Origin of the sequence: Actinoplanes campanulatus, assembly GCF_014647795.1 — a bacterium.
Taxonomy (GTDB): domain Bacteria; phylum Actinomycetota; class Actinomycetes; order Mycobacteriales; family Micromonosporaceae; genus Actinoplanes; species Actinoplanes campanulatus.
In genome coordinates, this window is the sequence record NZ_BMPW01000036.1 from 16894 (window position 1) to 42052 (window position 25159).

Sequence of the window (25159 nt, forward strand, 5' to 3'; positions counted from 1 at the left end):
GAACAACATAACAACCCGCCGGCACGCCGTGTTGATCGGGGGTGGGTACCGTACGTGCGTGACATCGGAGAGATCGACGACACCGAGTGACCGCCCTGCGGAAGGCCTGATGGACTACCTCGCTCTGCTGCACGACGAGTTCGCCGCCTACCGGGCCTGCCTCGACGGGGACCTGACCGCGCCGGTGGAGCACTGCGGTGACTGGACGCTGCGTGACCTCACCGTTCACCTCGGGCAGGGCAACCTGTGGGCCGCCACCGCCATCACCGAGCTGCGCGGCGACTACCAGCCGGAGCCGCCGCCGGAGGATCTGGGCGCATGGTTCGAGGGCACCGCCCGTACCCTCGAGAAAGCGCTCGAGCGTGACCCCGCCGCGGAGGCCTGGACCTTCGCCCCGCCGCGGACCGTCGCCTTCTGGCGACGCCGCCGCTGCCTCGAGACGCTCGTGCACCGCTGGGACGCTGAACACGCGCTCGGCCGGCCCGCCGAGCTCGGCGCGGAGCTGTGCGGCGACGGCATCGCCGAGGTCATCGAGGTGTTCGTCCCGCGGATGATCAAACGCGGACTCGCCGTCGAACCGCAAGCGGCCGTCCGGTTCACCGCCACCGATCTCGGCGGGTCGTGGGTGCTCGGGCCGGGGGAGCCGGTCGCCACCCTGACCGGTACGGCGCAGGAGCTGATGCTGGCGTTGTGGAACCGCCGCCCGCTGCCGTGGGAAACGGTCACCGGTGACGAGGCGGCCGCCCGCGCGGCGCTGACCGGCCCCCTCGTCCCCTGAGCTCGGAAGAACCGAGGACGCGGTGACCGATCGTCACCAGACGGCGCGGACCGCCTCGGCGAGGTCCGCGCCCTGCCGCAGGCCGGCGCGCACCGACGCGGGCCGGGCCGCCGGGTCCATGAAGTCGCGGCCGAACGCCTCCAGCGCGGCCGCGTCCGGCTCGATGAGCAGCGTCTTCGCCGCTCCGGACGCGGCCATCTCGGCGACGATCCGGTCCCGGCCCAGCCACGCCAGCGGCGCGATCACCACGAGCCGTTCGGCGCCGGCGGCCAGGTCGGCGCCCGCACCGAACCGCACGCCGCCATCCATGAAGCGGCGTCCGTCGATGGTCACCGGCGGCATCAGGCCGGGCACGGCGCAACTCGCCGAGATCGCTTTCACCAGGGGTACGCCGGACGCCGCCCCCAACAGCACATCCTCGCCGTCGGCCGTGTCCACCACCAGGACGCGCAGGTCACGGTCGGGCCACTCGTGCACCGGCAGCAGTGGTTGCATCCGGGCCAGGTACGCCTGCTCGTCGAGCGTCGTGGCGGCCAGCGCGAACTGACCCACCCGGGCGCGCGCCTCCCGTGGCGGCACCGACGGATCGGCCAGCACCGCCATGGCGGCCATCGCGGCACCGGTGTCCCGGGAGCGGCTGCCGCCCGCACGTACCTGATCTTGCTGCTGGAAATCGACCGCCGCCTCCAGGTCGGCGCCCGCGGCGAGGATCGCGCCGACGACCGAACCCGCGGACGTACCGATGATCGTGTCGGCGTCGCCGAGCGGGACGCCCGCCCGCTGGAGGCCGCAGAGTATGCCGAGATGCCAGGCGATGCCGGTCACGCCACCGCCGCCGAGAACAAGAGCCTTCGTCACCTACCGAACGGTAACGACACGCCGCCAGGCGTCAAGACTCCTCGATGCGGCGACATGCGAGAACTTCCCAGCTTTCCGCGGCGGCAGACGATATACCTGGAGAACTGCCATCCGAGATCGAGACTGGTGAGAAACGGTGACCGACCGGCACACGGACGCCATCGAAGAGGCGTACCTGCTGATCGAGGCCGCCCAGGGGCACCACGACGCCGCCCGGGCCGAGGCCGCCGATCGGGAGGCCATCGCCCACGGCTGGCACGACGTACGCCTGCTCCTGCACTTCGCCCGGTCCCTGGCCTGCCTGGATGCCGGACTCGACGACACCGAGCACGTCGACGCCATGCTCGCCGCCGCCGTCGCTCTGGACAGCCCGGTCCTGCTCGCCCTGTCCCTCGCCGTCAAGGCCGACCGGCGCGCCAGGAGCCATCGCAACACCACCGCCGGCGACTCGGCGTCCCGCCTGCTGGCCCAGGCCGTCGTGCTGCTCGACCACCCCTCGGACGAGCCGGTCGTGCACCGGGCCGCGGCCCTCATCCAGGTCGGCAGCGTCGCTCACGAACTCGGGCTCTGGGAACTCGCCCTCGAATACTACGAACGCACCCGGCAGCTCATGGCCGGCGACACCAGCCCCATCGGGAGACGCCAGTCGCGCGTCGTGGCCATCAACGAACTCGACCTGTCGCTGGACTGGGCGGCCGGGCTCGCCGGAATCGGCGACTGGCCCACCCGTACCGAAGACTTCGCCGACGTCACCGACGCCGAATGGCCGCCCATCTGGGTCGTCGAGTTCCACGGCAACCGCGAGCTGCTCGCCGCCGTCGCCGGGCTGCCCGCCGCCCGCGGCGTGCCGGTCGACGAGCGGATCGCCACCCTGAGCGAGGCCATCCGGGCCGCCCGCGCCGGCGACGCCGCCCGCGCCGCGCAACTCGCCGAAGAAGCCACCGAGGATTTTCCCTACCAGCTACCGACCCACGTCTACCTGCTGCAACTCGCGCTCATCGCGAAACGGCCCGGCACCAACCCCACCGCGATCCGGTACGGCGACGAGCTCGCCCGACTGCGCTGGAACGACCGGCTCGACCGGATGGCCGCCATGCGCGACGCCATCGCCGTCGAACGCCGCCGCCAGGATCACGAACGGCTCAGCCGGGACGTCGTCGTCGACGACCTGACCGGGCTGGCCAACCGTCGCGGATACCAGGCCTACCTGGGCACCCTCGACAACGCCAAGGACCACGGGTCGTACGCGGTGATGATGATCGACGTGGACCATTTCAAGACGGTCAACGACGGATTCGGTCACGATGTCGGTGACCTGGTGCTGATCCGGCTCGGGCACATCCTCGCCGCCCAGGTCCGGCCCGCCGACCTGGCCGCCCGGCTCGGCGGGGACGAGTTCGTGGTCATCCTGGCCGAGGTGCTGCCGGGAGTGCCGGAGGCCCGGGCCGGGCAGATCCTGGACGCGGTCCGCACACATCCGTGGGACGAGATCGCGGCCGGCCTCACCGTCTCGGTCAGCATCGGCGTCCATCACGGCAGCCGGGCCGAGCTGCCGGCCCTGCTCTCCGACGCCGACCGCAGCCTTTACGAGGCCAAACACCACGGCCGCGGCCGGGTCGCCATCGCCGCCGGATAGTCAGGCGATCCGGGCGGAGCGGGGCATCCGGGCGATCACGTCGTCCCAGATGCCCTCGGGCAGGTCGTGGCCCACGCCGGGATACTCCACGAACTGCGCGCCGGGGATCTGAGCGGCCAGGTCACGGCCCGCGCTCGGCTTGAGCATCGGGTCGTCGGCGCCCGAGACGACCAGCGTCGGCGCGGTGATGCCGGACAGCGGCGGCAGCTTCACCGCCCGGCCGGCCGCCATGTGCCGCCGCGTCGTCCGCGGATTCCGCGGCGAGCGCTCGTGACCCAGAGTCGCCGCCTCGCGGACCCACTCCTCCGGGAACGGATAGCCGGGGGAGGACTGCGCCCGGTAGATCGCGACCTCGTTCTCGATCTTCTGCTCCGCGGTGGTCAGATGCTGCTGTTCGCCCTCGGCCACATGCGGGCCCGCGTGCTCGCCCGCATGCAGGCCACCCTCGCCGCCCTGGAGAGCCTCACCCGCCGCGACGTCATCCGCGCCGCCACCGCGGTCATGCTCCCGGTCGACGAACCCGGCCGCGAAGAGGCCTGCGTCAACATCGCGTTCTTCTCCGCCGCTACCGTCACGGCCGAATACGCACAGCAACTACGTGACGGGTACGCGCGCATCCTCGCCGTCTCGACCGCGAACCTCCGGGAGGCGGCCCGCCTCGGGGAACTGCGCGACGGCATCGATCCCGATCGGGAGGCGCCCGCGCTCTACTTCCTCACCCAAGGCCTGATCGGCCCGATCCTCATCGGCCTCTACCAGCCCGACGAGGCCATGTCCCTGATCGACGACCAGCTCGACCGCCTGTTTCGCTGAGCTGGAAGGATCATCGGCATGCCGAACCCCACTCTCACCGAATGCCGGTCACCGTGGGTCGTGGTCACCCGCGCGGACGACCCGTGGGTCACCAGCGAGGCGGGCGCCCTGCGGGATCAAGGCGGCATGATCGTACGGATGGCGGGCGCGGAACTGCGGGACCCGGCGTCACTCTTCACGGCCTTCGCACGTGAACTGTCGTTCCCCGGGTACTTCGGCCGGAACTGGGACGCTCTCGTCGACTGCCTGCACGACTGGCACGGCCATGAGACGGCCGGGCAGGGACTCGCCGTCCTGATCGACGACGCCGATCACCTGGCCCACGCCGACTTCCTGGGCGTCTTCATCTCGGTGCTCTGCCAAGCGGGATGGAAGGCGAACCTCCAACTCGACGGCGACGGCATCCCCCACGAGGATTGGCCGCCCTTCTCCTTGCACTTCGTACTCCTGGCAACCGAGCCCACCACCTTCGCCGACGGTGCGGCATCCGGCATGGACGTCAGCGTGACGCTTGCCGACGGCCGGCTGGTGGCCACCCTCACCGGCGCCGACTGGCCGGGAAGCGACCTTCAAGAATGTTGATCGTCGCCGACCTCGCTGGCCTGTCGTACGGCGGGTTCGAGCAGCGACAGCGTTCGCTGGGTGGCGTCGAGGGCGGCTCGGATGCCCACCGGCATCGGCAGGTTCGGGCCGGCGTGTCCGACGTCGACGTTGCCCAGGACCGGGATGTCGCGGTCGCCGAGGACGTCGAGGACTATCTCGGCGAGGGTGGGGGAGACGTCGGGGTCCTCCAGGCCGTGGATGTCGCGCGGGGTGCCCACGACCATGCCGGCGATGCGGTCGAGGATGCCGGCGTGGCGCATGACCTGTAGGTAGCTCCACACGTGGGCGGCCGCGCCACCGATCTCCTCCCAGAACAGAACTGCTCCGTCGTACCGGTCCGGGGGAAGCGCAAAGCGCGTCGCCTGGGCCAGGACGATCCAAGGGGCCCTCGGTGCGGCCGGGACGCCAGCACTCCCAGGACGGGCGGGTGGGCAGCGGGCCGATCGGGTCGGTGCTGGTCAGCAGGCGGGAGTAGAGGTCTTCGAGTTCGGCTCGGCGGGCCGGTGACGCGGTCTGCCAATGGCCGCCGAAGCCGGGAGTGGCCATGTCGGCGTGGAAGCCGACCAGGCCCGTACGCGCGTGGAGGACCAGATGCAGCAGGGAGATGTCGCTGTAGCCGAGGATGGGTTTGGGGTCGGCTTCGATCGCCTCGACGTCGACCAGGTCGAGGTAGCCGAGGGCTGTCTGGCCTCCGTCGTTGGCGATGATCGCGCGTACCTCGGGATCGCGGAGGAAGCCGTTGAGCTCGGCGGCGATCTCCGCGGGGGTGGCGGCGCTCCACCAATGCCGGCGCCCTACCTCGAGGAGCGGGGCCCGGCGCACCCGGAAACCCATCCGCTGGAGCACGATGATCGTCTGCTCGACGTGGGACTCGTAGATGTCGGGGAGCGGGCCGGACAGGGCCGCGATCACGATGAGGTCCCCGGGCTTCAAAGCGCGTGGACGCAGCGTGGGAAGCATTCGGGGATCCTGCCCGCGCGTGTGACGAACCGCCACACATTTCCCGGCCCTTTAGCCCAGCCTCCTAGGATGGTATAGAGGCTGTGTGGTCAGGTGACGGCGTGGCCGTACTCGGCGGCGAGCGCATCCAGGTCGGGCTCGCCGAAGCGGTCCACGAGGGACGTGAACCGTTCGACCTTGTCCGTGCCGAACCGGCTGACGTTCACCGCGAACGTGGCGGCGCTGACGAACCGGGGCGGGGTGCTCTTGCTGTGGAATTTGTCGGCGTACATGACGAGTTCCTCCTCGCCGGTCTCGGCGAGATAATCGCCGGCCGGCAGCGGAAGCCGCTGCCGCGACACGTCGTCGCGGGTGATACCCACCCCGGTGTGGTGTGCACAGAACCGGCGCAGTGTCTCCGGCAGACCGGCGTCGGCCAGCAGTTCGTAGCCGAGCAGCCCGTGCCGTACGTAATGGTCGTCCGGCTCCAGCCGGTACACGCCGATGTCGTGCAGCAGGCACCCGGCCCGGACGAGCGCCATGTCGAGACCGTCGCCGCCGATCTGCTCGGCGATCCGGCAGACGATCTCGCTGTGCGTCCACACTCGTTCGAACGCTTCCCGGGTGGGGGCGTGGCGCTCGTGCAGCGCTCTGATCTCGGCATCGCCGGGAATGCGCATCGGGCCTCCTCGCTCGGGGAACCGGACCGGGCCGAGGTCATTCTTCCTCCCGCCGAAGAGTTCCTCGCGGGCGTCGCCGGAAGTCGGATGGCTGTACCGAAGCCACGCGATAAACCCTTATTGGCCGCCTACGCGGAGGACCTCGGCCAGTTGACGGCGGCGGCGTGCTACGGCTTCGAAGCGGACGACCACCGGGACCGCCGCGACGAAGAGGGCGGCCACTACGGCCAGGCCCAGCCACGGCCACACGACCGCCGGGTCGGCCTCCTGGCCGGTCAGGAGACGCAACTCCAGCGCACTGAACAACGCCGTCAAGGCGGCCCCGGCCATGATGCCACCCACCGCGGTTGCCAGCGCCCATGGGACGAGTTCGCCGGTTGCGACTCGGCGGGCGTCTCGCGGGGTCAAACCCAGCGTGCGGAGGCGGCTCAGCGTCTGCCACCGCTGCGGGGCTCCCGCGGCTGCGGCCAGCGCGAACCCGGCCAACCCGAGCAGCACCAGCAACGCGGCGGAGGCCCAGGACAGCCACAGCAGGCCGTTGACCAAAGGGGCCGCCCGGCGGTCACGCAGCACCTCGGAACGCAGGAGCGCGCCGGCTCCGGTGACGGCTGATTCGGTGCCGGGGCCGTTCACCCAGATCGTGTTCGGGGCCGACTCGACGCCGGCGGCTGCCAGGGCCGCTGCGTCCACGATGACTATCTCCTCGGCGCCGCTCACCACCGGGGCCACGCCGGACGCCGTCAAGCGGACCGGTGGTTCGTCATCGCGTCGCAGTTCCAAGGACATGCCGGGGCGCAACTGGCCGGAGGACGAGCGGACCAGCGCGGGCACCGACGGATCGGAGACGCCACCGGAGCGGATGATCAAGCGGGACGGGACCAGGGCCTCGTCGGCGATGATGCGGGCGCCGTCGATCACCTGGGCCGTGGACACCGAGGTCACACCCGGCTGGGCGGCGATTCGGGCGGCCACCTCGGCGGTGGTGCCGGAGGCTTCGTCGGTGATGTCGATGCGGGCGTCGGCGCCGACCGTTTCGCGGGCGCCGTCGATCAGGCCCTGCTGCACCGTCGCGCCCAAGGTCAATGCGAACACCGCCAGCACCGCCGACGTGACCAGCGCCAGCACCGGCAACGCCCGCCCGGCACTCGCCGCCGCCTGGGCCGCGCCGAACACCGCGAGGGGACGCCGCGACCGCAACAAGCGGTGTAACACCAGGCCGGTCACCAGCGGCAGCAGACGCAGCAGCAGGAGAGAAGCGGCGACCGCCGCCAGGGTCGGCGCAAGGGCGGGCAGGCCGGGCGCGGGACCACGCTGGAAGAGGGACACCACGGCGGCGGTGGCCGCCAGCAGGACCGCGATCTCCGCGGCGGCCCGGCGCAGCGCGGCGGTGTGCCGCAACCAGCGGCGAGCGGACCGGTTCGCGGGCACCCTACGGTCGCGGGTGGCCGAGGCCGCCGCGATGATCCCGTACGCCGGACCGGCGGCCGCCGCGGCGAGAACCACCGGCGCCACCCACCACACGGCCACACCGCCCGTGACCAGGTAGGCGCCGGCGCACCCGAGAGCCGCCGCCACCAGCGTGACCAGCCCCGATTCGAGCAGCAACTCGGCGCCGAGGACGGGCAGCGCGGCACCCCGCTGACGGGCCAGCGCCAGCGCCGCGGAACGACGGCGGCCCAACAGTGAAGCGGCCAGCGCCAGGATCAGCACCGCCCCGGCGATGACCGCGAACAGCAGCACCGACGCCTGCACCCGGGCCGCCGAAACCTGCTCGGTCACGTCCCGCAGCACCGCGTCGAGCTGTGTGTTCCAGGTGGGCGCCGTGTCGAGACTGCTGGACGTCGCCGACGTCGCCTTCAACGTGATCGCGGTCGCCGCGATGCCGTGCGCCGTCTCCCAGGTGATCACGGAGGGGTCGGGGGAGAAGGTGACGATGCGCCGCAGCTCGTCCGGCTTGAACGCCAACCGTGCGTCCGGCAGCGACTCGGCCGTCAACAGGCCACCGAACCGGGTCGTTCCGGCGCCGTCCGCGTCGGCGGCCGGATCCAGCAGCCACGGCGCGAGACGCCACGCCGGATCGTTGCGATCCACCGGGCGGAAAATGCCACTGACCTGTACGTTCTTGGTCGCGCCGCGCTCGTCGCGGACTTGCAGGAGTGCTCCCGGCCGTACCCCTGAGGAAGCCGCCGCCGACTCGCTCAGACCGACCCGCACGCGCCACGGTGGCCCGTTGTAAGGGACGTCGGCCTCGCCGTCGACGGTCGCCGGCGGCGCCGAACCGTCGATCCACTCCACCTTCGGGCTGTCGCCGCCGTCCAGATAGGCCATCCGGAAGGTACGCAGCACGCTGCCGTCGGTGAACCGCAACGTGGGAGTGATCACGGATGCGACCGGTGGCCGCAGCGCCGCCCGCAGATCAGGGCTGAGCTGTTCGAGGGACCGCCCGCGAAGGTCGGCGAGGTCGGCGGCGAGATGTGACATCCGCATCCGGCCGGGGGAGCCGTCGCTGGTGAAGTCGTCCGGTTCCCAGCGGGCCTGCACGGTCACGTCGGCGCTGGGCCCGGCCTGGCGGACGGCGTCGCGGACGGCGGCGTCGGCGGTGTCGCGCATCAGCCCGGGAACCGCCCCGGCGAGCAGGCTGACCAGCGCCACCACCAGCGCGGACAGGATCAGCGGGCCGGTGTCGGCGCGGGCGCGGCCGCGCACGCTGGGCCAGTGCAGGCTGAACCGCAGCACCGAGAGCCGGCCCGTCAACACGGTCATGACGTCACCCGCAGGTGGGCGGTGTCGGCGCGTCGCGACTGGACGATCACGACCCCGGCGACCGCGATCAGGCAACCGGCCGTCAGCGCGCCGAGGACGGCCAGCTCGGCCGGCCACGGCCACACCGGCGCGATGCCCGGCACCGGCGCCGCCCCCAGCTCCGAGCGGATCATCAGCGGCGCCACCACCCACGTGGCCAGGGCGCCCACCGCCGCGCCGGCCGCCAGCAGCGGCAGCATGACGATCGTGTGCTGGCCGATCAGGGCGGTCCGGATCTCGCGCCGCCGCATCCCGAGACCACGCAGCCGGGCCACCTCCACGGCGCGGGCGTGCAGGTCACAGGTCACGTGCAGGGTCACCCCGGCGAGCAGCAGCAGGACCGCGGCCGGGACCAGCAGCCGCAACACCGCGGGCAGCCCGGCGGGAACCGGGCCGGTGGTCAATCGCAGGGCTTCACCCGTACGCGTGTGGGCCTCACCGAGATGGAGCCCGGCGGAAGCCGCGGCGTTCGACGGATGGGCGACCCACCACGCGTCGACCGGCATCTGCGGGTCACCGCGCGCGAGCAGCGCCCGCGACAGCGTGTCCAGGTCGGCGAGCAGCGCCACCGACCCGGGCGCCGACGGCACGCCGGGCACGATCGAGGCGATTTTCACCGGTACGGGCGTGTTGCCGACCGTCACCTGCAACTCCGATCCGGGCGACACCGACAACTGTTCGGCGAGCCGCCGCGATACCGCCACCGGCACCACCCCGGGATCGGGGAACGACGTCGCGACCACCTGCCGGGCGGCCTCGGTCGGGCCGCCGAGTTCCACCGTCGCGGTCATCCGCAACGTCGCGCCGGAAACCGTGATCGCCGGCTCCCGCAGCTGCTCGGGATAGGGCTGCGACGACGCGGCCGTCCACGTTCCACCGCCGGACGCGCCCGGGATCGTCACCGTGACGTCGATGCGGCTGTCGCCGGTCGCGTCCCAGCCGAACGCGTCGGAGGTGACCGGCAGCAGCACGGCCACCAGCCGCAACCCGTCCCCGTCGGCGCATCCCGGCATGTCGTGCGGTCGCCCGTCCAACGGGGTGGCCGCCGCCGAGCACACGGTCCGCAACCCGGTCGGATCCTGGAGGATCAGCCGCGGCGTGGTGGCCAGCCGCACGGCCCCGGTGGCCCGGCCGGTCACCGTGATCCGGCTCCCCGGCGGCACCGTGATGCCCTCGGCGGCGGCGACCGGGGCGAGGCCGGCACCGACCGCCGCCCAGTCCTCGCCGCCGCCGCGCAGCAGGGTTCCGGCCCGGTGGGCGTCGACCGCGACGAGCCGGGGCGGCTCACCGTTGCCACCCAGCCACTGACCCACGGCGACGCCCCGGTTCGCGGCCGGCGCCACCGTCCCGCCGACCGCCGCGGCCACGGCCGCGCCCTGTCCGGCGGCCGGCGCGCCGCCCAGGGTGATCGCCAGATCGGTACCGACGGACAGATCGGCCTGATCACGTTGGGACCGATGCCAGGTGGCGTCGAAGGCGACGCCGAAGGTGGCGGCCGCACATCCGAGCGCGATCAGCAGGGCGGCCGCGGTGGGGCGGCGGGCGGCCTGGACCACGGCCAACGGCACCGGAAGGCCACGTGTGCGCGGGACCAGACGGTCCGCCATGGTGAGCGCGGGCGGCACCAGTCGCAGCGCCAGCACACAACCGGCGGCCAGCAGCAGGGCGGGGGAGAGGATCCGGACCGCGTCGACCCGGGTCTGGGCGGTGTCCGGCTGCGACGTCAACTGCCACCAGCCGGCCGCCGCCAGGGCCACCAGCAGCAGATCGGCGCCGGACCGGGCCAGCGGCGCCGGGCGCTGCCGCCCGCCGGCCGTCACCAGGATGGCCAGCAGCGTCCCGGCGGCCACCGCACCCACCTGCGCGCCGGTGACCGCCAGGTCCCCGCCGAGCCAGACGTGCACCGCCGACGACAACGGCACCGCGAGAACCGTCGCGACCAGCGCGAGAAGCCCCGCCTCGGCGGCCGCGACCCCGCCCAGCTGCCAGCGGCTCGCCCCCATCGCCGACAGCAGCGCCGTCTCCTCACCGCGTACGTCCGCGGTCAGGCGGCCGGCCAGCGCCAGAGCGGCCGCGGTCAGCGCCACCGCCAGGACCCCGACCGCCAGCACCGCGGCGGTGGTGACCTGCTGCTGGCGGCGGGCCTCGGCCAGCATCCCGGGCAGGGCGGAACCGACCCGTTCGATCTGCACCCGCTCGCCGAGGACCGCCGACAGCCGCCGGTCGGCCGCCAGGGTGCCGGCCTCGATCCGGGCCAGCGCGCGATGGTCGGGATCGGACAGATCGGGGCGGGCGGTGATCTCCAGCCGGGACAGCGCCGAGGAACCCGACAGCAGGCCGGGATAGTCGACGAGGAAGGGCCCGTACGCCTCGGCCGGCTGCAACGCGCTCGCACCCCGGTACGCCAGGTCGAATCCGGTGCCGCCGAGCGGGTCACGATCCCAGCCGGCGCCGGGCTTCGTCCGTACGATCGCCGTGATTTTGATCGTCAATGGCGGCGCCGGATCGCGGGCCCGCTCGGCGCCGAGAGCGACCCGGTCACCGACCGTCAGATCCAGCAGCCGGGCCGTCGGTTCGAGTACGGCAGCCTCATCAGTGGAACCGGGCCAGCGCCCCGACACCAGCGACGCCCGCTCCGGCAGATCCTCCACCCCGGACAGATAGCCGATCCGGCCGTCCGACAGCGGCCGCATCACCGACGACGCCCGCCCCGACATGGCGACCGGAAACGGAGCCAGCGCCTCGGCCAGCACCCGCCGGGTGTCGGCCACCACCGAGGGCACATCGGCGCGGGCGACCGTCACCGCGTACCCGGTCACCTCGATCTCGGCCGGTGTGGCCGCCGCGGCGGCCTTCTCCCGCGCCCGGTCCGCGCTCACCGTCACCAGCAGCGCACACACCCCGAGCAGCGCCGCCCCGGCCGTCACCACCGCGAGCAGCGCGGCGAGCAGCGGCCACTGCGCCCGCGCCCGGCGCCCGACGAGCCCGAGCACTACTCGCTGACCTGTCCGTCGCTGATCCGGACCACCCGGTCCGCCAACGCCATCATCACCGGATCGTGCGTCGACACCAGCGCCGTCACCTGCTCCGACTCGACCACCGCACGCAGTAGCGCCATCACGGACCGGCCGGTCTCCGCGTCGAGTTGCCCGGTCGGCTCGTCGGCGATCAGCAGCCGCGGCGACGACGCCAGCGCACGGGCGATCGCGACCCGCTGCTGCTGCCCGCCGGACAGCTCACCCGGCCGCTGTCTCGCGTGCTCGCCGAGGCCGACCAGGTCGAGCAGCAGCGCCACCCGCTTCTCCCGGTCGGCAGCCGGCATCCGGGCCAGCCGCAGCGGCGCGCCCACGTTCTCCGCCGCCGACAGCACCGGGATCAGGCCGAACGTCTGGAACACGTACGACACCTTCTCCCGCCGCAGCCGCGACAGGCCGTCCTCGTCCAGGCCGGTGACCTCGGCGCCGTCCACCTCGACGGTGCCCTCGTCGGGGCGGTCCAGGCCGCCGACCACGTTCAGCAGCGTCGTCTTGCCCGAGCCGGAACGCCCGACCAGCGCCACCATGCTCCCGGCCGGCACGTCGAAACTCACCCCGCGCAGCGCGTGCACCTGCCCGAACCGGCGGTGCACCCCACGGATGCGCACCATCGCCGTCACGACGGGTCCGACCGGATCGTCACGTGATCGGCCTCCAGCGCGAGCCGCACCCGCCGGGTCAGCGCGAGCGCCTCCCGGTACTCGCGCGGGATCTGCACCCGGCCCGCCCGGTCCATCACCGCGTACTCCTCCGCGATCACCAGAGTGTCCCCGTCGGCGCCGGTCTCGGTGCGGCGCAGCACCTCACTGCTGGTGCGGCCGTCGCGGATCGCCACCGTACGCTCCACCTGCCCACTCACCTCCGGATCGTGGGTGACGACCACGACGGTCACCCCGAACTCCCGGTTCACCTTCCGCATCGCCTCGAACACCCCCGCCGACGTGGCGGTGTCCAGCTCACCGGTCGGCTCGTCGGCCAGCAGCACCCGCGGCTGGTTGGCCAGCGCCACCGCGATCGCCACCCGCTGCTGCTGCCCACCGGACATCTGCGCCGGCCGCCGGTCCGCGCAGTCGGCCACATCCAGCGCGGCCAGCAGTTCGTCGGCGCGGATCCGGCGTTCCTTTCCGGACATTCTGGCGGCGGCCATCGGCAGCTCCACCACCTGCCGCGACGTCAGATAGGGCACCAGGTTCGCGGCGGTCTGCTGCCGCACGAACCCGACCGTGTGCCGCCTGTACCGCACCCGGTCGCCGCGCGACATGGCCAGCAGATCCCAGTCGGCGACCCGGGCCCGCCCGGCGGTCGGCGCGTCGATCCCGGCGAGGATCGACAGCAGCGTCGACTTGCCCGACCCGGACGCCCCCACCACGGCGACCATCTCGCCCTCGTCGACGGCCAGGTCCAGACCTTGCAGCGCCTGCACCTCGATCGACCCGGTCTGATAAATCCGAACCAGACTCTCGCAGACGATCACGACATCTCAGCTTTCTGACGGATCATGAGCGAGTCTTTGTAACCCTCCGTTGTGACCGCGGTCAACCAGCCCTGAGAGAATGGATCTTCGAACGGCTGGGGGAGCGGATGAATCGACAGGTGCTGTTAACGCTAACTGTTTTGGTGCTCGCTGTGGGGTGCACCTCACCCGCACTCGACGACACCCCGTGGACCACCGCCAGTTGCACGCTCGCCCACGACAGCGCGACGACATACGGCTACACCTGCGACAACGACGTCACGGTCACCATCGATCGCACCGTCGGATCCAGCTCGAAGAATTTCGATCAGAGCGAGAAATCGGCCCGCCAGACCGGCATGCTCGTCGCCACTCTCGACGACGTCGGCGACAAGGCCATGCTCATCGCCGACCCGCCCGGCAGACTCATGCCCGCGACCACCCTGCACGGCGAGGCCGTCTCCCGCAACGCCATCCTCGTCGCGAAGATGACGCTCCCGGCCCCGATCGCCTCCGAAGCCGACATGACCGCTCACGCCTCGGAGATGGCCACACTTCTGCGGGAAACCCTCAAAAACCTGCAAACCACATAGCATTCGTACGGCCTGCGCCGCCCCCGCCGAATCCACCCTGTCCCGTGGCGCACCGCCACCATCTGCCGGGTCAAGGCCGCAGGGCCCGCTACGGCGCGTAGCGTCACTCACCCTCCGGACCGACCGCCTCTCCCCGAGCCACCAACACCCCCCGTATGTGCTGCCGCTCGCGCCGGGTGGGTGGGGGTGAGAGCACACGAAAGCCGCCTCGTGGGCGACCATCGCGGCGATAGTCCACGTAGGCGACCACGACAACGCCGCCGTGTGCACCCACCCTGGTGTAAGCGCGACAACCCGCCCAGGGGGATTCCCACCATCAGGCGACACTGATCCACATTGCACCATTTGTATTCCCATGGGCCGGCCATCCGTTTTACGGATCTCTGCTCGGGCACCGGTGGGCGCGACAACGTTTATCGATGGAAAGGAAACGATCGTGCGCCTGACGACCATCCCGAAGATGCTGCTGGCCGGCGCGCTGGCATTGACCACCATGGGTGCCGTCGCGGTGCCCGCTGCCGCCGCGCCCGCTGTGGTGAAGGCCGCCGAGGGAACGATGACGTCCAGTGTCCAGGGCACCTTCACTGATGCGCTGGGAGGCGTCGGGCAGGTCACCGGGACCTTCGTCCCGACCGAGTTCGCCGTCCAGGGCGACGAGCTGGTGGCCGTCGGCACCCTGCACGCGGTGCTGACCGACTCGGCCGGCGCCCCTGTCGGCACCGCGGATGAGGCGGTGACCCTGCCGGTGCAGCTTCCCGGCTCCGCCGACGCCGCCGCCCTCGCGGCGTGCAACATCCTGCACCTGGTGCTCGGCCCGCTGGACCTGAATCTGCTCGGCCTGACCGTTCACCTCAACACCGTGGTCCTCGACATCACGGCGCATTCGGGGCCCGGCAATCTGCTCGGCAATCTGCTCTGTGCGATCGCCGGCCTGCTCGACGGCGGCCTGCCGTTCCCGCTGGCCCAGCTCGCCGACCTGCTGAACCAGGTCCTGGCCATCCTGGCTCTCTAGCGCACCCGTTGGTTCGGGGATGCCCACGAGGCGTCCCCGAACCATGCCTGTCAATCTTCGGCGACCTTGCCGTAAGGTGACTCCTGACAACGTCAGGGCACGCCTGACGTCCGAGTCAGCCCGGGAGGCCGTCATGACCAGCGGAGCCACCACCACCCCCCTTCGGCTCAGCTGCTCGTTCTGCGCCAAGCCCCACACCGAGGTCGAGAAGGTGATCGCGGGCCCCGGCGTCTACATCTGCAACGAATGCGTCCAACTGTGCAACGACATCCTCGAGATCGAGCGGCAGAACCCGACCGGGCCGACCCCAGTGCCGGTCTGGGAGGAGTCGATGACCGACGAACAACTCCTGGACCTGCTGCCCCGGGTGGCCGCGGTGGGCGCCCAGATCGAGGCGAACCTCAAGCGGCTGGTGTCCACTCTGCGCGGCCGGAACGTCACCTGGATGCGCATCGGCGGCGCGCTCGGCATCACCAGGCAGTCCGCATGGGAACGTTTCTCCGGCGAGGAGTAGGAACGGCATCCACCAGCCGCCTCCTCAGGGCTCCCGGCCACGGGCCGCCGCGAGCTCGTCGGTCAGCAGCAGCTCACGGCGCACCAGCCCGGCCCGGTACGCGGCACGCCCCACCATGTGTGCCGCCACCGGAGCTGTGATCAACTGGAAGACGCCGACCAGCACCAGCGTGGTGATGTCCACGACGGTGCCGATGCGGATCGCCGTACCGGTGAGGATCAGCAGCAGACCCAGCACCTGCGGCTTGGTCGCAGCGTGCATGCGCGACAGCAGGTCCGGGAAGCGCAGCAGCCCGACACCGGCGGCCAGACTGAGCAGCGCCCCGCCCAGCAGACAGAACCCGGCGACGGCGTCCAGCACCGCGGCCACACCCATCACGACCCTCCCTCCGCGGTGCCTGACTTGCGCGACGCCGGGCGGCCCGGCCCGGACCGGGGCGCCGGATCGGCGAACCGGGCCACCGCCACCGAACCGACCGCACCCAGCAGCGACAACCCGAGCAGAATCGGAAGCCCGGTCGCGTCCCGGCTGTATGCGGCCTCCGCGGCGATCGCACACACCGTGATCGCCAGCAGCACGTCCATGGCCACGATCCGGTCCAGCGTCGACGGTCCCCGGACGATGCGGACCAGTGTCATTCCCGCCGCGGCCGCCAGGAACACGGCGGCGATGACAGCGACGACGATCATCTCGAACCTCCCTCGTCTCCGATCTGCGCGGCGGCGATCTCGACGACGGCGATCTCCGCATCGGAGCCGACCGCCCCGATGATCCGCCGCTCGATCCCACGCACCTCCCGCCGGAACCGCGCCACGTCCGCCGGACCGGCCACATCGAACACATGGACGTAGAGCACCCCGGCGGCCCGGTCCAGGTCCACGATCAGGCTCCCCGGCACCAGCGACACCGCCTCCGCACACATCGTCAGATTCAGATCGGACCGGACCGCGAGCCGAAGCGCCAGCACCGCGCTGCGCGGCGCCCGCCGTCCCGCCAGAGCCGTCCACGCCAGCTGGAAACTCGCCACCCACAGATCGACGACGAACCGGACCGCGAACCGCAGCAGCCCGACCGGCCGCAGCCGCCCCGCGAACGTCACCCGCGGCAGCGGGAACACCGCCAGCACCAGCACCGACACCAGCAGGCCACCGAACAGCGTCAACCACGAGAACGAGCCCCACAGCAGCATCCACACCACGGTGAGCGCGGCCACCGCGACCAGCCGGTCCCGGGTGCCCGCCATCACGGCAGCACCGCCCGCACGTACGGGCTTCTGGCCAGCAGATCCGCGGCCACCGTGTCGGTGAGCGCATACAGCGGCCCGGCCGCCACGGTGAACAGCATCCCCGCCACGACCAGCGCGGCGGTCGACGTCACCATCAGCCGCGACGACCGCAACGGCGCGGCCACGGCAACGGTCGCCGGGGTACGCCAGAACGCCAGATTCCACACCCGCGCCAGGGCGTACAGGGTGAGCAGACTGGTCACCGCCGACCCGCCCACCAGCAGCCACGACAACGCCGAACCGTCGCCGGCGCCGGCCTGGATCAGCCCCAGCTTGCCGAGGAACCCGGAGAACGGCGGTATCCCGGCCAGGTTCAGCGCGGGCAGGAGGAACAGCACCGCCAGCACCGGCGCCGTCCGCGCCAGCCCACCCAGCCGATCCAGCGCGGTACTCCCGCCACGCCGCTCGATCAGCCCCGCCACCAGGAACAACGTCGTCTGCACCACGATGTGGTGCAGCGTGTAGAACACGGCCGCCGACAGCCCGGCCCGCGACGCCAGGCCCACCCCGAACAACAGGTAGCCGATGTGACTGACCAGCGTGAACGACAACAGCCGCTTGATGTCGGACTGCGCCACCGCGCCCAGGATGCCGACCACCATGGTCGACAGCGCCGCGACCATCAGCAGGTCGGCGACCCGCCCACCGGGGAACAGCAGCGTCTCGGTCCGGATGATCGCGTACACGCCCACCTTGGTCAGCAGCCCGGCGAACACCGCCGTGACCGGCGCCGGCGCCGTCGGATAGCTGTCCGGAAGCCACGCCGACAGCGGGAAGATCGCCGCCTTGATCCCGAACGCCAGCAGCAGCATGCCCTGCAACACTAGCCGTACACCGTCGGGCAGCGCGTCCAGCCGCTCCACCAGCTGCGCCATGTTCAGCGTCCCGGTGGCCGCATAGATCAGCCCGATCCCGGCCAGGAAGATCACCGACGACAGCAGACTGACCACCACGTACGTCGTCCCCGCCCGGATCCGCGTCTCGGTCCCGCCCAGCGTGATCAGCACATAGCTGGCCGCCAGCAGGATCTCGAACCCGACGTACAGATTGAACAGATCACCGGAGAGGAACGCGTTCGTCACACCCGCGGTCAGGATCAGATAGGTCGGGTGGTACACCGACAGCGGATGCTCCTCGTCACCGTCGGCGCCGCCCTGCCCGATCGAGTAGAGCAGCACACACAGCGTCACCGCGGACGAGACCACCAGCATCAGCGTGGCCAACTGGTCGGCGACGAGCACGATCCCCGCCGGCACCGGCCAACCACCGACCGCCACGACCAGCGGCCCGTCGGCGGCCAGCACCAGCAGCACCGCCGACACCACCAGGGTCGCGGCCAGCACGCTCACACTGATCGCCCGCTGCACCCGCGGCCGCCGGAACATCAGCAACGTCGCCGCGGCACCCAGCAGCGGCATGACCACCGGCAGAGGAACGAGCCACGTCATCGGGGGGCCTCCACGACGTCGGCGTCCAGATCCTCGGCGTCGGACCCCTCGTCACGTTCGGCCAGCTCCCGCACCCGCCGGTCCTCGGCGTCGTCCTGCACCTCGTCATGACCGGTCAACAGCCAACTGCGGTACGCCAGAGCCAGCAGGAACGCCGTCATCCCGAGAGTGATCACGATCGCGGTCAGGATCATCGCCTGCGGCAGCGGATCGGTCATCTCCGCCGGCTCGGCGACACCCACGATCGGCGGCGCCCCGGGCCGGGCGGCCGCGAGCACGAGCAGGTTCGCCCCGTTGCCCAGCAGCATGACGCCCAGCAACACCCGGGTCAGCGTACGTTCCAGCAACAGCACCGTCCCGGCGGCGAACAACACCCCGACCGCCAGCAGCAACGAGACGCTCATACCAGCTCCTCCTTCCGAGCCGAAGCCGGTACCGGCGTCACCGCGGCGGCCGCATGCCGGTCCACCTCCGCGCCGAGACTGCGCAGCACGTCCAGCACCAGCCCGACGACGATCAGATACACCCCGATGTCGAACAACGTCGACGTCACCACATGCACCTCACCGAGCAGCGGCACATGCAGGTCCAGGACGGCGCTCTGCAACACCTGCCCACCCAGCACCAGCGCCCCGGCCCCGGTGCCGACCGCCACCAGCAGCCCCGCCCCGAGCACCGCCCCGGCGTCGACCGGCGCCGCCGCGGCCAGCTCGTACCGGCCGCCGGCCAGATACCGCACGGTCAGCGCCAGCCCCGCCACCAGCCCACCGGTGAACCCGCCACCCGGCGTGTCATGACCGGTGAGCAGCAGATAGACCGACAGCAGCATGATGACGTGGAAGATCAGCCGGGTGACGACCTCCAGCATCGTGGACCGCCGCCCCGCCTCCACGGTGTGCCCGGCCATCAGCCATACCGGCGCGTCCCGCGGCGGATCGGTCGGCGTCTCCACCGGCCCACGCCGATGCAGGCGCTCCGCCCGCCGGAAGATCAGACTGGCCACCCCGGTCGCCACCGCGACCAGCACCGCGACCTCGCCCATCGTGTCCCAGGCCCGGATGTCGACCAGGATCACGTTGACGATGTTGTGGCCGCCACCCAACGGCACCACCAGCTCCGGATAGGCCTGCGACACCGGCACCGCCTGCCGCGCCGACACCGCCAGATGGCCCACCCCGGCCATCACCGTGCCGACCGCCACCCCGATCCCGACCCGGACCCGGCGCCGCCACGGCCCGGGCCGCTGCGAGAAGTGACCGGGCAGCCTCCGCAGCACCAGCACCACCATGACCAGGGTGACCGTCTCCACCAGAAACTGGGTCAGCGCCAGATCCGGCGCGCCGTGCAACAGGAAGACGACAGCATTGGCGTAACCGGTGACCCCGACCAGGATCACCGCGGTGAGCCGGCGCCGAGCCGGCACCGCGAACACCGCGGCGACGATCAGAACCGCCACCGGCAGCAGATGCAACGGCGTCTCCCACATCCGCACCGCCGTCGCGCCCGGCCACCCGGCCACCATCGCGGGACCCGCGGTCACGATCAGCATCAGCAGGATCAGCGCCAGATAGAACGGCAGCGAACCACGCTGCGTCGCCCCGGTCACCTCCACCGCGAGCCGGTCCGTCCCGGTCATCACCCGCTCATACCCCCGGCCACCGGGCCGCGGCCCGGCCAGACCCGCCGGCAACACCCGGAACAGCAGCAGCCCGGCGGCCACGACCAGCACCGACAGGACCAGCGGCACACCGGGCCCGTGCCACAGCGCGAGGTGATCGGCGCTTCCGCGGAAACCGTCGGCGTACGGGCTGAGCACCCGGTCGAGGCGCCCCGCCCCGAAACCGGCCGCCACCCCGGCAGCGGCCAGCACCGCCGGAGCGACCAGCAGCGACCCGCCCACACCGGACGGGCCCACGGCGTTTCCGGCGGCGGGTCTGCGGGCGAAGGCACCCCACAGAAACCGGGCCGTGTACGCCACGGTCAGCACCGAGCCGGCCACCACACCGGCGAGCACCAGCCGGCCAGGCGCCCCCGCGTCCAGCAGCGCGGCGAACACCGCCTCCTTCCCGGCGAACCCGATGGCCGGCGGCAGACCCGCCATCGACAACGCGGCCGGCACCGCGACCATCACCAGCAGCGGCGCACGCCGGCCCCACTCGTCGAGCCGCCGCAGATCCCGGGTGCCCGCCGCCTTGTCGATCACCCCGACGACCAGGAACAGCGCCGCCTTGAACAGGGCGTGCGCGAACAGCATCGCCGTCCCCGCCAGCGCCGCCCCCGCCGTCCCGAACCCGAACACCGCGGTCAACAGCCCCAGCTGACTGACCGTGCCGTACGCCAGAAGAAGTTTCAGATCGTTCTGGAAGAGCGCCGCCCAACCACCCACCAGCATCGTGACCAGGCCCAGCCCGACCGCCGACACCCGCCAGACCGTCGCGGCCGCCCCACCCGCCGCGACGATCATCGGCGCGAACCCGGCCACCAGGAACACCCCGGCCTTCACCATCGACGCCGCATGCAGATAGGCGCTCACCGGGGTGGGCGCGGCCATCGCCGCCGGCAGCCAGAAACTGAACGGGAAGACCGCCGACTTCGACAGCGCCCCGATGAGGATCAACACCACCGCCACCACCAGCAGCGGACCGTCCGGCAGCGCCACCGCCACCTGCGACCAGCGGTAACCGCCCGCATGCTCACCCAGGATCACCAGACCGACCAGCATCGCCAGCCCACCGGCCGTCGTCACGATCAGCGCCTGCAACGCCGCCCGCCGGTTCGGCCGGGCCTCGCCGGTGTGCCCGATCAGCAGGTACGACAGGACCGTGGTCAGCTCCCAGAACATGTACATCAGCAGCAGGTCGTCACTGACCACCAGGCCGAGCATCGCCCCCGCGAACCCGGTGAACACCGCCGCGAACCGGCCCAGCCCGGCCGTACCCGGCGCGAAGTAGCGGGCGCAGTAGACCAGGACCAGCGCACCGACACCACCGACCAGCAACACCAGCAGCCACGACAGCGTGTCCACCCGGAACGCCAGGCTCAACCCGAGGCCCGGAACCCACGGCTGAACCCACTCCCCGGACCGATGCGTCACCGCCCACCCGAACACGCCTGCCGGAAGAGCCGCCAGCAGATAGAACGCCCGAGGCCCCCACAGCCGAACCAGCACCGGCGCCAGCAACGCGGCCACCAGATGCGCGCCCAGCAGCATCAGCACGGCGCCGCCAGCAGATCGTGCAGCCGGGCCAGCGCCGGCGATCCACCGACGGCGATCAGCACGTCACCGGCCCGCAGGAGGAAAGCGGGACCCGGGTGGGGGAGCACCCGGGCCTCGCGGATCACGGCGACGACCTCGGCGCCGTGCGGTGTGGCCAGCGGCCGGTCCACCGACCCGGAACCGGCCGGAACCCGGATCCGGACCGCCCGCATCCCGGCCGCCGGCATCTGCGGCCCGTCGACGTGATCGAGCGTGACCATCGTGTGCAGCACGTCGGCCACCAGATGCGCCTCCTCGGCGCACAGCACCACCGTGCCGGCCGCCCGGTCAGGGTCGGCCGGATCGTAGATGGCCAGGTCACGGCCGCCATCGGGGCGCACGACGATCCCCAGCCGGGCCCCGTCCTGCGTGGTGAGCAGGTGTGACACGCCGACCCCGGGCAGACCGATCCGTTCCAGTGTCATCGCCGCACCTCCCACTCGTTCCGGCATGACCTCCATCCAAGCCGCGCCGTCTCCGGGCGACCATCGGGACCGACCTCCATTCCCGGGGCGGGCCAGCACCCATTTCGCCGCCGCCGTCCGCGCGGAGGATGGGTGGCGGCCCGGATGGACGTCTCCCGACCGGATCGGGGACGCTGGGCCGGCAAGCAGTCGAGGATGGGTGCGATGGTGGACGAGACACAGCGGTTGTCGCTGTTCTGGCGGATCTTCCTGCTCAACGCGGCCGTGGTGACCGCGGCATTCGGCCTGCTCATGGTCGGCCCGTTCACCGTCTCCACCCCGGTCCTGCTGACCGAGGCGATGATCCTCAGCGGCGTCCTGGCGGTGATGCTGGCCGCCAACGCCGGGCTCCTGCGCCTCGGGCTCGCCCCGCTCGACCGCCTCGCCCACACCATGAACACGGTCGACCTGCTACGCCCCGGACACCGGCTCACCGTCACCGGCCGCAACGGCATCGCCGACCTGATCCGCAGCTTCAACACCATGCTCGACCGCCTCGAAGCCGAACGCGCCACCAGCGCCGCCCGCGCACTGTCCGCCCAGGAGGCCGAACGGCAGCGGATCGCCCAGGAACTGCACGACGAGGTCGGCCAGACCCTCACCGCCGTACTGCTCGAACTCAAACGGGTCGCCGACCACGCGCCCGAACCGGTCTCCGGCGAGGTCCGGCAGGTGCAGGAGACCGTACGCAACGGACTCGACGAGATCCGCCGCATCGCCCGCCGCCTACGACCCGGCGTCCTCGAGGAACTCGGCCTCGCCAGCGCCCTCAAATCACTGGCCGGCGAGTTCTCCACAGCCGGCCTGACCGTGCGCCGCACCATCGACGCCGACCTGCCCGGCCTCGGCAAGGAGACGGAACTGGTGCTCTACCGGGTCGCACAGGAGGCACTGACCAACACGGCCCGGCACTCCGGCGCCCGGCAGGTGACCCTCAGCCTCTCCCACCAGTCGCCCCAAACCCTGATCGAACTGCGCATCCGCGACGACGGCCGGGGAATCGCCGGAGCCCCCGAAGGCGCCGGCATCCGCGGCATGCGCGAACGCGCCCTGCTGATCGGCGCCGACCTCACCATCGGCCCGGCGCCCGGCCGCGGCACCGAGGTCCTGCTACGAGTCCCCCTCGTCCTCGTCGAGGAGAAACACAGTGACTGACCGCGAACCGGCCCGCATCCTGCTCGCCGACGATCACGCCCTGGTCCGCCGCGGGGTCCGGCTCATCCTCGACAGCGAACCCGACCTGACCGTGGTCGCCGAAGCCTCCGACGGCGCCGAGGCCATCGCCCAGGCCCGCACCGAACGCCCCGACCTGGCGATCCTCGACATCGCCATGCCCCGCCTCACCGGCCTGCAGGCGGCCCGCGAACTGTCGCGCATCCTGCCCGACCTGCGCATCCTGATCCTCACCATGTACGACAACGAGCAGTACTTCTTCGAAGCCCTCAAAGCCGGCGCCTCCGGATACGTACTGAAATCCGTCGCCGACCGCGACCTGGTCGAAGCCTGCCGAGCCGCCGTCCGCGGCGAACCGTTCCTCTACCCGGGCGCCGTCAACGCCCTCATCCGCAACTACCTGGAACGCGTCGCCGACGGCGAAGACCCCGGCCGAACCATCACCGACCGCGAGGAGGAGGTCCTGAAACTGGTCGCCGAGGGCCACTCCTCCAAAGAGATCGCCGACCTGCTGGTGATCAGCGTCAAGACCGTAGAACGGCACCGCTCCAACCTGCTACAGAAGCTCGGCCTCCGAGACCGCCTCGAACTGACCCGCTACGCCATCCGAGCCGGCCTCATCGAACCCTGAAACCCGATCCCAGCGCCGCACCGCGACCCCGCCGCCCTCAACGGCGAGCCGCCTCCGCCTCCTCGATCGCGTCCCGCAGAATGTCGGCGATCTGCCGCAGAACGACCGCGGCGCCGCGGTCGGTCGGGTCGTCGTCAATACCCCAGTTGCAGTCGACCTCGACCAGCCACCGCAGGGTGCCCTCCGGCTGCGGCTCAGCGAGAATCGACTCGAGCGCCTCCAGCTGCAGCGGCAGAAACATCGGCTGGCCTCGTGCCACCGACCGCATCAACTGCCGAACCTCATCGAGGCTGCAGGCATCCTCAACAAAAGTTTGCAGAAGATCCTGAACCGCATCCATCGCCGGCCGGGTGAGGTGCTCCAGGATGCGGTCACGCAGCCACTCCGGCAACTCGGACAGCTCTTCATAATCCACGCCGCACCCTATCCCGCTCGATCCCCGGGTGCGGCTGCTACCAGTCGGTCGCCTTGCGGTAGGCGTCGTAGCCCTCGTCGGTCGTCCCGAACCAGATCAGTCTCCCGCCGCCCTCGGCAGACCACGAGGCAACGTCCTCCAGGATCGTTTTCGATCCATCTCGGCGATCTCCAGCAGGAAGATTGCCGCAGCCTCGTCGGTCGCGTTCTGGCCATTCCCCGGTTCGCGTCCCACGCGACAAGATGCAGCAATGTGCCAGGCGGCTGGGGTTCGGAGAGGATCGTCTCGAAAGCGGCGAGATACTGGCAAAGGTAGATCGTGCCGAAGTGCGCGGTGTCGCGCAGTCGCTGCATGACCTCGTCAAAGCCATCGGCGTCGTCGACGTAGGACTGCGGCATGTCCCGGACTTTTGTCGACCGGGGTAGGGCACTTCGCTCGATGATCCGCGCGCGAAGCGATTCGGGCGGGCCGGAAAGATCCGCGACGCCGCCTATCCGGCAGAAGGAATCGGCCGCGGACGTCGCGGGTTCTCCTCGTTCTCGATGCCCAGCAGGACAGGCACCTCGAACTCGGCCGGCTTACCGTCGGCGACGGATACCAGCTGTTCCGCGATTGCCTCGATGTTCGGTTGCGAGCCGCCAGTCCGGATGAAGAACTCAGCTCGAAACATGGCCACGCCGACTTCGCACAGTACCGCGGCGAGACGTCGAATCTCATCTCGACCGAGTGTCAGAACCACCTGCACGTCGCCTGCCTCGTTCGAATGATCAA

At 71.4% G+C, this 25159-nt stretch carries 25 protein-coding genes and 2 pseudogenes; 9 read left to right on the top strand and 18 right to left on the bottom strand.

Annotated features, from left to right (window positions below; genetic code table 11):
* Positions 1-109: 109 nt before the first annotated feature.
* A complete protein-coding gene (locus IEZ13_RS42660; RefSeq protein ID WP_183227075.1) occupies positions 110-778 on the top strand; it encodes a maleylpyruvate isomerase family mycothiol-dependent enzyme in 669 nt (222 codons plus the stop codon).
* A gap of 33 nt (positions 779-811) precedes the next feature.
* Here IEZ13_RS42660 and IEZ13_RS42665 read toward each other — a convergent pair whose 3' ends face one another.
* A complete protein-coding gene (locus tag IEZ13_RS42665) occupies positions 812-1636 on the bottom strand; it encodes a patatin-like phospholipase family protein (protein WP_183227077.1) in 825 nt (274 codons plus the stop codon).
* A gap of 136 nt (positions 1637-1772) precedes the next feature.
* Here IEZ13_RS42665 and IEZ13_RS42670 point away from each other — a divergent pair, with 136 nt between their 5' ends.
* Entirely contained in the window at positions 1773-3272 is a 1500-nt protein-coding gene (locus tag IEZ13_RS42670) for a GGDEF domain-containing protein (protein ID WP_183227079.1), read from the top strand.
* On the opposite strand, the gene IEZ13_RS42675 is transcribed toward IEZ13_RS42670, so the two are convergent.
* Positions 3273-3680 (bottom strand): alpha/beta fold hydrolase, encoded by a 408-nt coding sequence (locus IEZ13_RS42675; protein WP_183227081.1) that lies wholly within the window; start codon positions 3678-3680, stop codon positions 3273-3275.
* Here IEZ13_RS42675 and IEZ13_RS42680 point away from each other — a divergent pair.
* Together IEZ13_RS42680 and IEZ13_RS42685 are read left to right on the top strand one after the other, a co-directional pair.
* Positions 3657-4085, top strand: coding sequence for a TetR family transcriptional regulator C-terminal domain-containing protein (locus IEZ13_RS42680; protein WP_183227083.1), 429 nt, complete (start codon positions 3657-3659; stop codon positions 4083-4085). The genes IEZ13_RS42675 and IEZ13_RS42680 overlap by 24 nt on opposite strands.
* Before the next feature lie 18 nt (positions 4086-4103).
* Positions 4104-4667, top strand: a complete 564-nt coding sequence (locus IEZ13_RS42685; RefSeq protein ID WP_183227085.1) for a barstar family protein — start codon at positions 4104-4106, stop codon at positions 4665-4667.
* On the opposite strand, the gene IEZ13_RS47250 is transcribed toward IEZ13_RS42685, so the two are convergent.
* The 7 genes and pseudogenes from IEZ13_RS47250 to IEZ13_RS42715 all read right to left on the bottom strand — a co-directional run bounded on the left by IEZ13_RS47250 (position 4655) and on the right by IEZ13_RS42715 (position 13618).
* On the bottom strand, positions 4655-5065 hold the full coding sequence (locus tag IEZ13_RS47250) for a hypothetical protein (protein ID WP_203834116.1): 411 nt from the start codon (positions 5063-5065) through the stop codon (positions 4655-4657). The two genes, IEZ13_RS42685 and IEZ13_RS47250, sit on opposite strands and share 13 nt — an antisense overlap.
* A gap of 232 nt (positions 5066-5297) precedes the next feature.
* Positions 5298-5648: pseudogene (locus IEZ13_RS48070) on the bottom strand (LD-carboxypeptidase); the annotation flags it as partial.
* Positions 5649-5737: 89 nt separating this feature from the next.
* Positions 5738-6307, bottom strand: coding sequence for an HD domain-containing protein (locus tag IEZ13_RS42695; protein WP_183227087.1), 570 nt, complete (start codon positions 6305-6307; stop codon positions 5738-5740).
* Between the two features lie 117 nt (positions 6308-6424).
* Positions 6425-9070 carry an FtsX-like permease family protein gene (locus IEZ13_RS42700; RefSeq protein ID WP_183227089.1) on the bottom strand — a complete coding sequence of 882 codons (2646 nt, stop codon included), beginning with the start codon at positions 9068-9070 and terminating at the stop codon, positions 6425-6427.
* Complete coding sequence (locus tag IEZ13_RS42705; protein ID WP_183227091.1) at positions 9067-12102, bottom strand: FtsX-like permease family protein; 3036 nt, start codon at positions 12100-12102, stop codon at positions 9067-9069. Before IEZ13_RS42705 ends, IEZ13_RS42700 begins: the two co-directional genes overlap by 4 nt.
* Positions 12102-12755 carry an ABC transporter ATP-binding protein gene (locus tag IEZ13_RS42710; protein ID WP_183227093.1) on the bottom strand — a complete coding sequence of 218 codons (654 nt, stop codon included), beginning with the start codon at positions 12753-12755 and terminating at the stop codon, positions 12102-12104. The genes IEZ13_RS42705 and IEZ13_RS42710 overlap by 1 nt, the downstream gene beginning before the upstream one ends.
* Positions 12756-12760: 5 nt before the next feature.
* Positions 12761-13618 (bottom strand): ABC transporter ATP-binding protein, encoded by an 858-nt coding sequence (locus IEZ13_RS42715; protein WP_183227095.1) that lies wholly within the window; start codon positions 13616-13618, stop codon positions 12761-12763.
* Between the two features lie 107 nt (positions 13619-13725).
* Here IEZ13_RS42715 and IEZ13_RS42720 point away from each other — a divergent pair, with 107 nt between their 5' ends.
* The 3 genes and pseudogenes from IEZ13_RS42720 to IEZ13_RS48260 form a co-directional block, all read left to right on the top strand.
* Positions 13726-14190 (top strand): hypothetical protein, encoded by a 465-nt coding sequence (locus tag IEZ13_RS42720; RefSeq protein ID WP_183227098.1) that lies wholly within the window; start codon positions 13726-13728, stop codon positions 14188-14190.
* A gap of 436 nt (positions 14191-14626) precedes the next feature.
* Positions 14627-15202, top strand: a complete 576-nt coding sequence (locus IEZ13_RS42725) for a hypothetical protein (RefSeq protein WP_183227100.1) — start codon at positions 14627-14629, stop codon at positions 15200-15202.
* Positions 15203-15335: 133 nt separating this feature from the next.
* A pseudogene (locus tag IEZ13_RS48260) lies at positions 15336-15485 on the top strand (ClpX C4-type zinc finger protein); the annotation flags it as partial.
* A gap of 255 nt (positions 15486-15740) precedes the next feature.
* On the opposite strand, the gene mnhG reads toward IEZ13_RS48260, so the two are convergent.
* The 7 genes from mnhG to IEZ13_RS42765 are packed head-to-tail and all read right to left on the bottom strand — an operon-like array spanning position 15741 to position 22130.
* Entirely contained in the window at positions 15741-16091 is a 351-nt protein-coding gene (gene mnhG, locus IEZ13_RS42735) for a monovalent cation/H(+) antiporter subunit G (protein ID WP_183227103.1), read from the bottom strand.
* Positions 16091-16405: a monovalent cation/H+ antiporter complex subunit F gene (locus tag IEZ13_RS42740; RefSeq protein ID WP_183227105.1), complete on the bottom strand. Its 315-nt coding sequence runs from the start codon at positions 16403-16405 to the stop codon at positions 16091-16093. Before IEZ13_RS42740 ends, mnhG begins: the two co-directional genes overlap by 1 nt.
* Positions 16402-16959, bottom strand: coding sequence for a Na+/H+ antiporter subunit E (locus tag IEZ13_RS42745; protein WP_183227106.1), 558 nt, complete (start codon positions 16957-16959; stop codon positions 16402-16404). The genes IEZ13_RS42740 and IEZ13_RS42745 overlap by 4 nt, the downstream gene beginning before the upstream one ends.
* Positions 16959-18449, bottom strand: a complete 1491-nt coding sequence (locus IEZ13_RS42750) for a Na+/H+ antiporter subunit D (RefSeq protein ID WP_183227108.1) — start codon at positions 18447-18449, stop codon at positions 16959-16961. Before IEZ13_RS42750 ends, IEZ13_RS42745 begins: the two co-directional genes overlap by 1 nt.
* Positions 18446-18853: a Na(+)/H(+) antiporter subunit C gene (locus tag IEZ13_RS42755; protein WP_183227110.1), complete on the bottom strand. Its 408-nt coding sequence runs from the start codon at positions 18851-18853 to the stop codon at positions 18446-18448. The genes IEZ13_RS42750 and IEZ13_RS42755 overlap by 4 nt, the downstream gene beginning before the upstream one ends.
* Positions 18850-21666, bottom strand: coding sequence for a Na+/H+ antiporter subunit A (locus tag IEZ13_RS42760; protein ID WP_183227112.1), 2817 nt, complete (start codon positions 21664-21666; stop codon positions 18850-18852). Before IEZ13_RS42760 ends, IEZ13_RS42755 begins: the two co-directional genes overlap by 4 nt.
* A complete protein-coding gene (locus IEZ13_RS42765; RefSeq protein ID WP_183227114.1) occupies positions 21660-22130 on the bottom strand; it encodes a cation:proton antiporter regulatory subunit in 471 nt (156 codons plus the stop codon). The genes IEZ13_RS42760 and IEZ13_RS42765 overlap by 7 nt, the downstream gene beginning before the upstream one ends.
* A 204-nt stretch (positions 22131-22334) precedes the next feature.
* On the opposite strand from IEZ13_RS42765, the gene IEZ13_RS42770 reads away from it, so the two are divergent.
* Positions 22335-23324 carry a HAMP domain-containing sensor histidine kinase gene (locus tag IEZ13_RS42770; RefSeq protein ID WP_203834117.1) on the top strand — a complete coding sequence of 330 codons (990 nt, stop codon included), beginning with the start codon at positions 22335-22337 and terminating at the stop codon, positions 23322-23324.
* Positions 23317-23973 (top strand): response regulator, encoded by a 657-nt coding sequence (locus IEZ13_RS42775; protein ID WP_183227116.1) that lies wholly within the window; start codon positions 23317-23319, stop codon positions 23971-23973. The genes IEZ13_RS42770 and IEZ13_RS42775 overlap by 8 nt, the downstream gene beginning before the upstream one ends.
* Positions 23974-24010: 37 nt before the next feature.
* Here the strand turns inward: IEZ13_RS42775 and IEZ13_RS42780 are convergent, their stop codons facing one another.
* On the bottom strand, positions 24011-24388 hold the full coding sequence (locus IEZ13_RS42780; RefSeq protein ID WP_183227118.1) for a hypothetical protein: 378 nt from the start codon (positions 24386-24388) through the stop codon (positions 24011-24013).
* Between the two features lie 490 nt (positions 24389-24878).
* Entirely contained in the window at positions 24879-25133 is a 255-nt protein-coding gene (locus tag IEZ13_RS42785) for a hypothetical protein (protein ID WP_183227119.1), read from the bottom strand.
* Between the last annotated feature and the right edge of the window lie 26 nt (positions 25134-25159).

Excerpts from the sequence above, each read along its gene's own strand:
- IEZ13_RS42660 (WP_183227075.1), top strand. The coding sequence starts at position 110 with ATGGACTACCTCGCTCTGCTGCACGACGAGTTCGCCGCCTACCGGGCC.
- IEZ13_RS42680 (WP_183227083.1), top strand. The coding sequence starts at position 3,657 with ATGCTGCTGTTCGCCCTCGGCCACATGCGGGCCCGCGTGCTCGCCCGC.
- IEZ13_RS42685 (WP_183227085.1), top strand. The coding sequence starts at position 4,104 with ATGCCGAACCCCACTCTCACCGAATGCCGGTCACCGTGGGTCGTGGTC.
- IEZ13_RS42695 (WP_183227087.1), bottom strand. The coding sequence starts at position 6,307 with ATGCGCATTCCCGGCGATGCCGAGATCAGAGCGCTGCACGAGCGCCAC.
- IEZ13_RS42700 (WP_183227089.1), bottom strand. The coding sequence starts at position 9,070 with ATGACCGTGTTGACGGGCCGGCTCTCGGTGCTGCGGTTCAGCCTGCAC.
- IEZ13_RS42710 (WP_183227093.1), bottom strand. The coding sequence starts at position 12,755 with ATGGTGCGCATCCGTGGGGTGCACCGCCGGTTCGGGCAGGTGCACGCG.
- IEZ13_RS42720 (WP_183227098.1), top strand. The coding sequence starts at position 13,726 with ATGAATCGACAGGTGCTGTTAACGCTAACTGTTTTGGTGCTCGCTGTG.
- mnhG (WP_183227103.1), bottom strand. The coding sequence starts at position 16,091 with ATGGGTGTGGCCGCGGTGCTGGACGCCGTCGCCGGGTTCTGTCTGCTG.
- IEZ13_RS42740 (WP_183227105.1), bottom strand. The coding sequence starts at position 16,405 with ATGATCGTCGTCGCTGTCATCGCCGCCGTGTTCCTGGCGGCCGCGGCG.
- IEZ13_RS42745 (WP_183227106.1), bottom strand. The coding sequence starts at position 16,959 with ATGGCGGGCACCCGGGACCGGCTGGTCGCGGTGGCCGCGCTCACCGTG.
- IEZ13_RS42750 (WP_183227108.1), bottom strand. The coding sequence starts at position 18,449 with ATGACGTGGCTCGTTCCTCTGCCGGTGGTCATGCCGCTGCTGGGTGCC.
- IEZ13_RS42755 (WP_183227110.1), bottom strand. The coding sequence starts at position 18,853 with ATGAGCGTCTCGTTGCTGCTGGCGGTCGGGGTGTTGTTCGCCGCCGGG.
- IEZ13_RS42765 (WP_183227114.1), bottom strand. The coding sequence starts at position 22,130 with ATGACACTGGAACGGATCGGTCTGCCCGGGGTCGGCGTGTCACACCTG.
- IEZ13_RS42770 (WP_203834117.1), top strand. The coding sequence starts at position 22,335 with ATGGTGGACGAGACACAGCGGTTGTCGCTGTTCTGGCGGATCTTCCTG.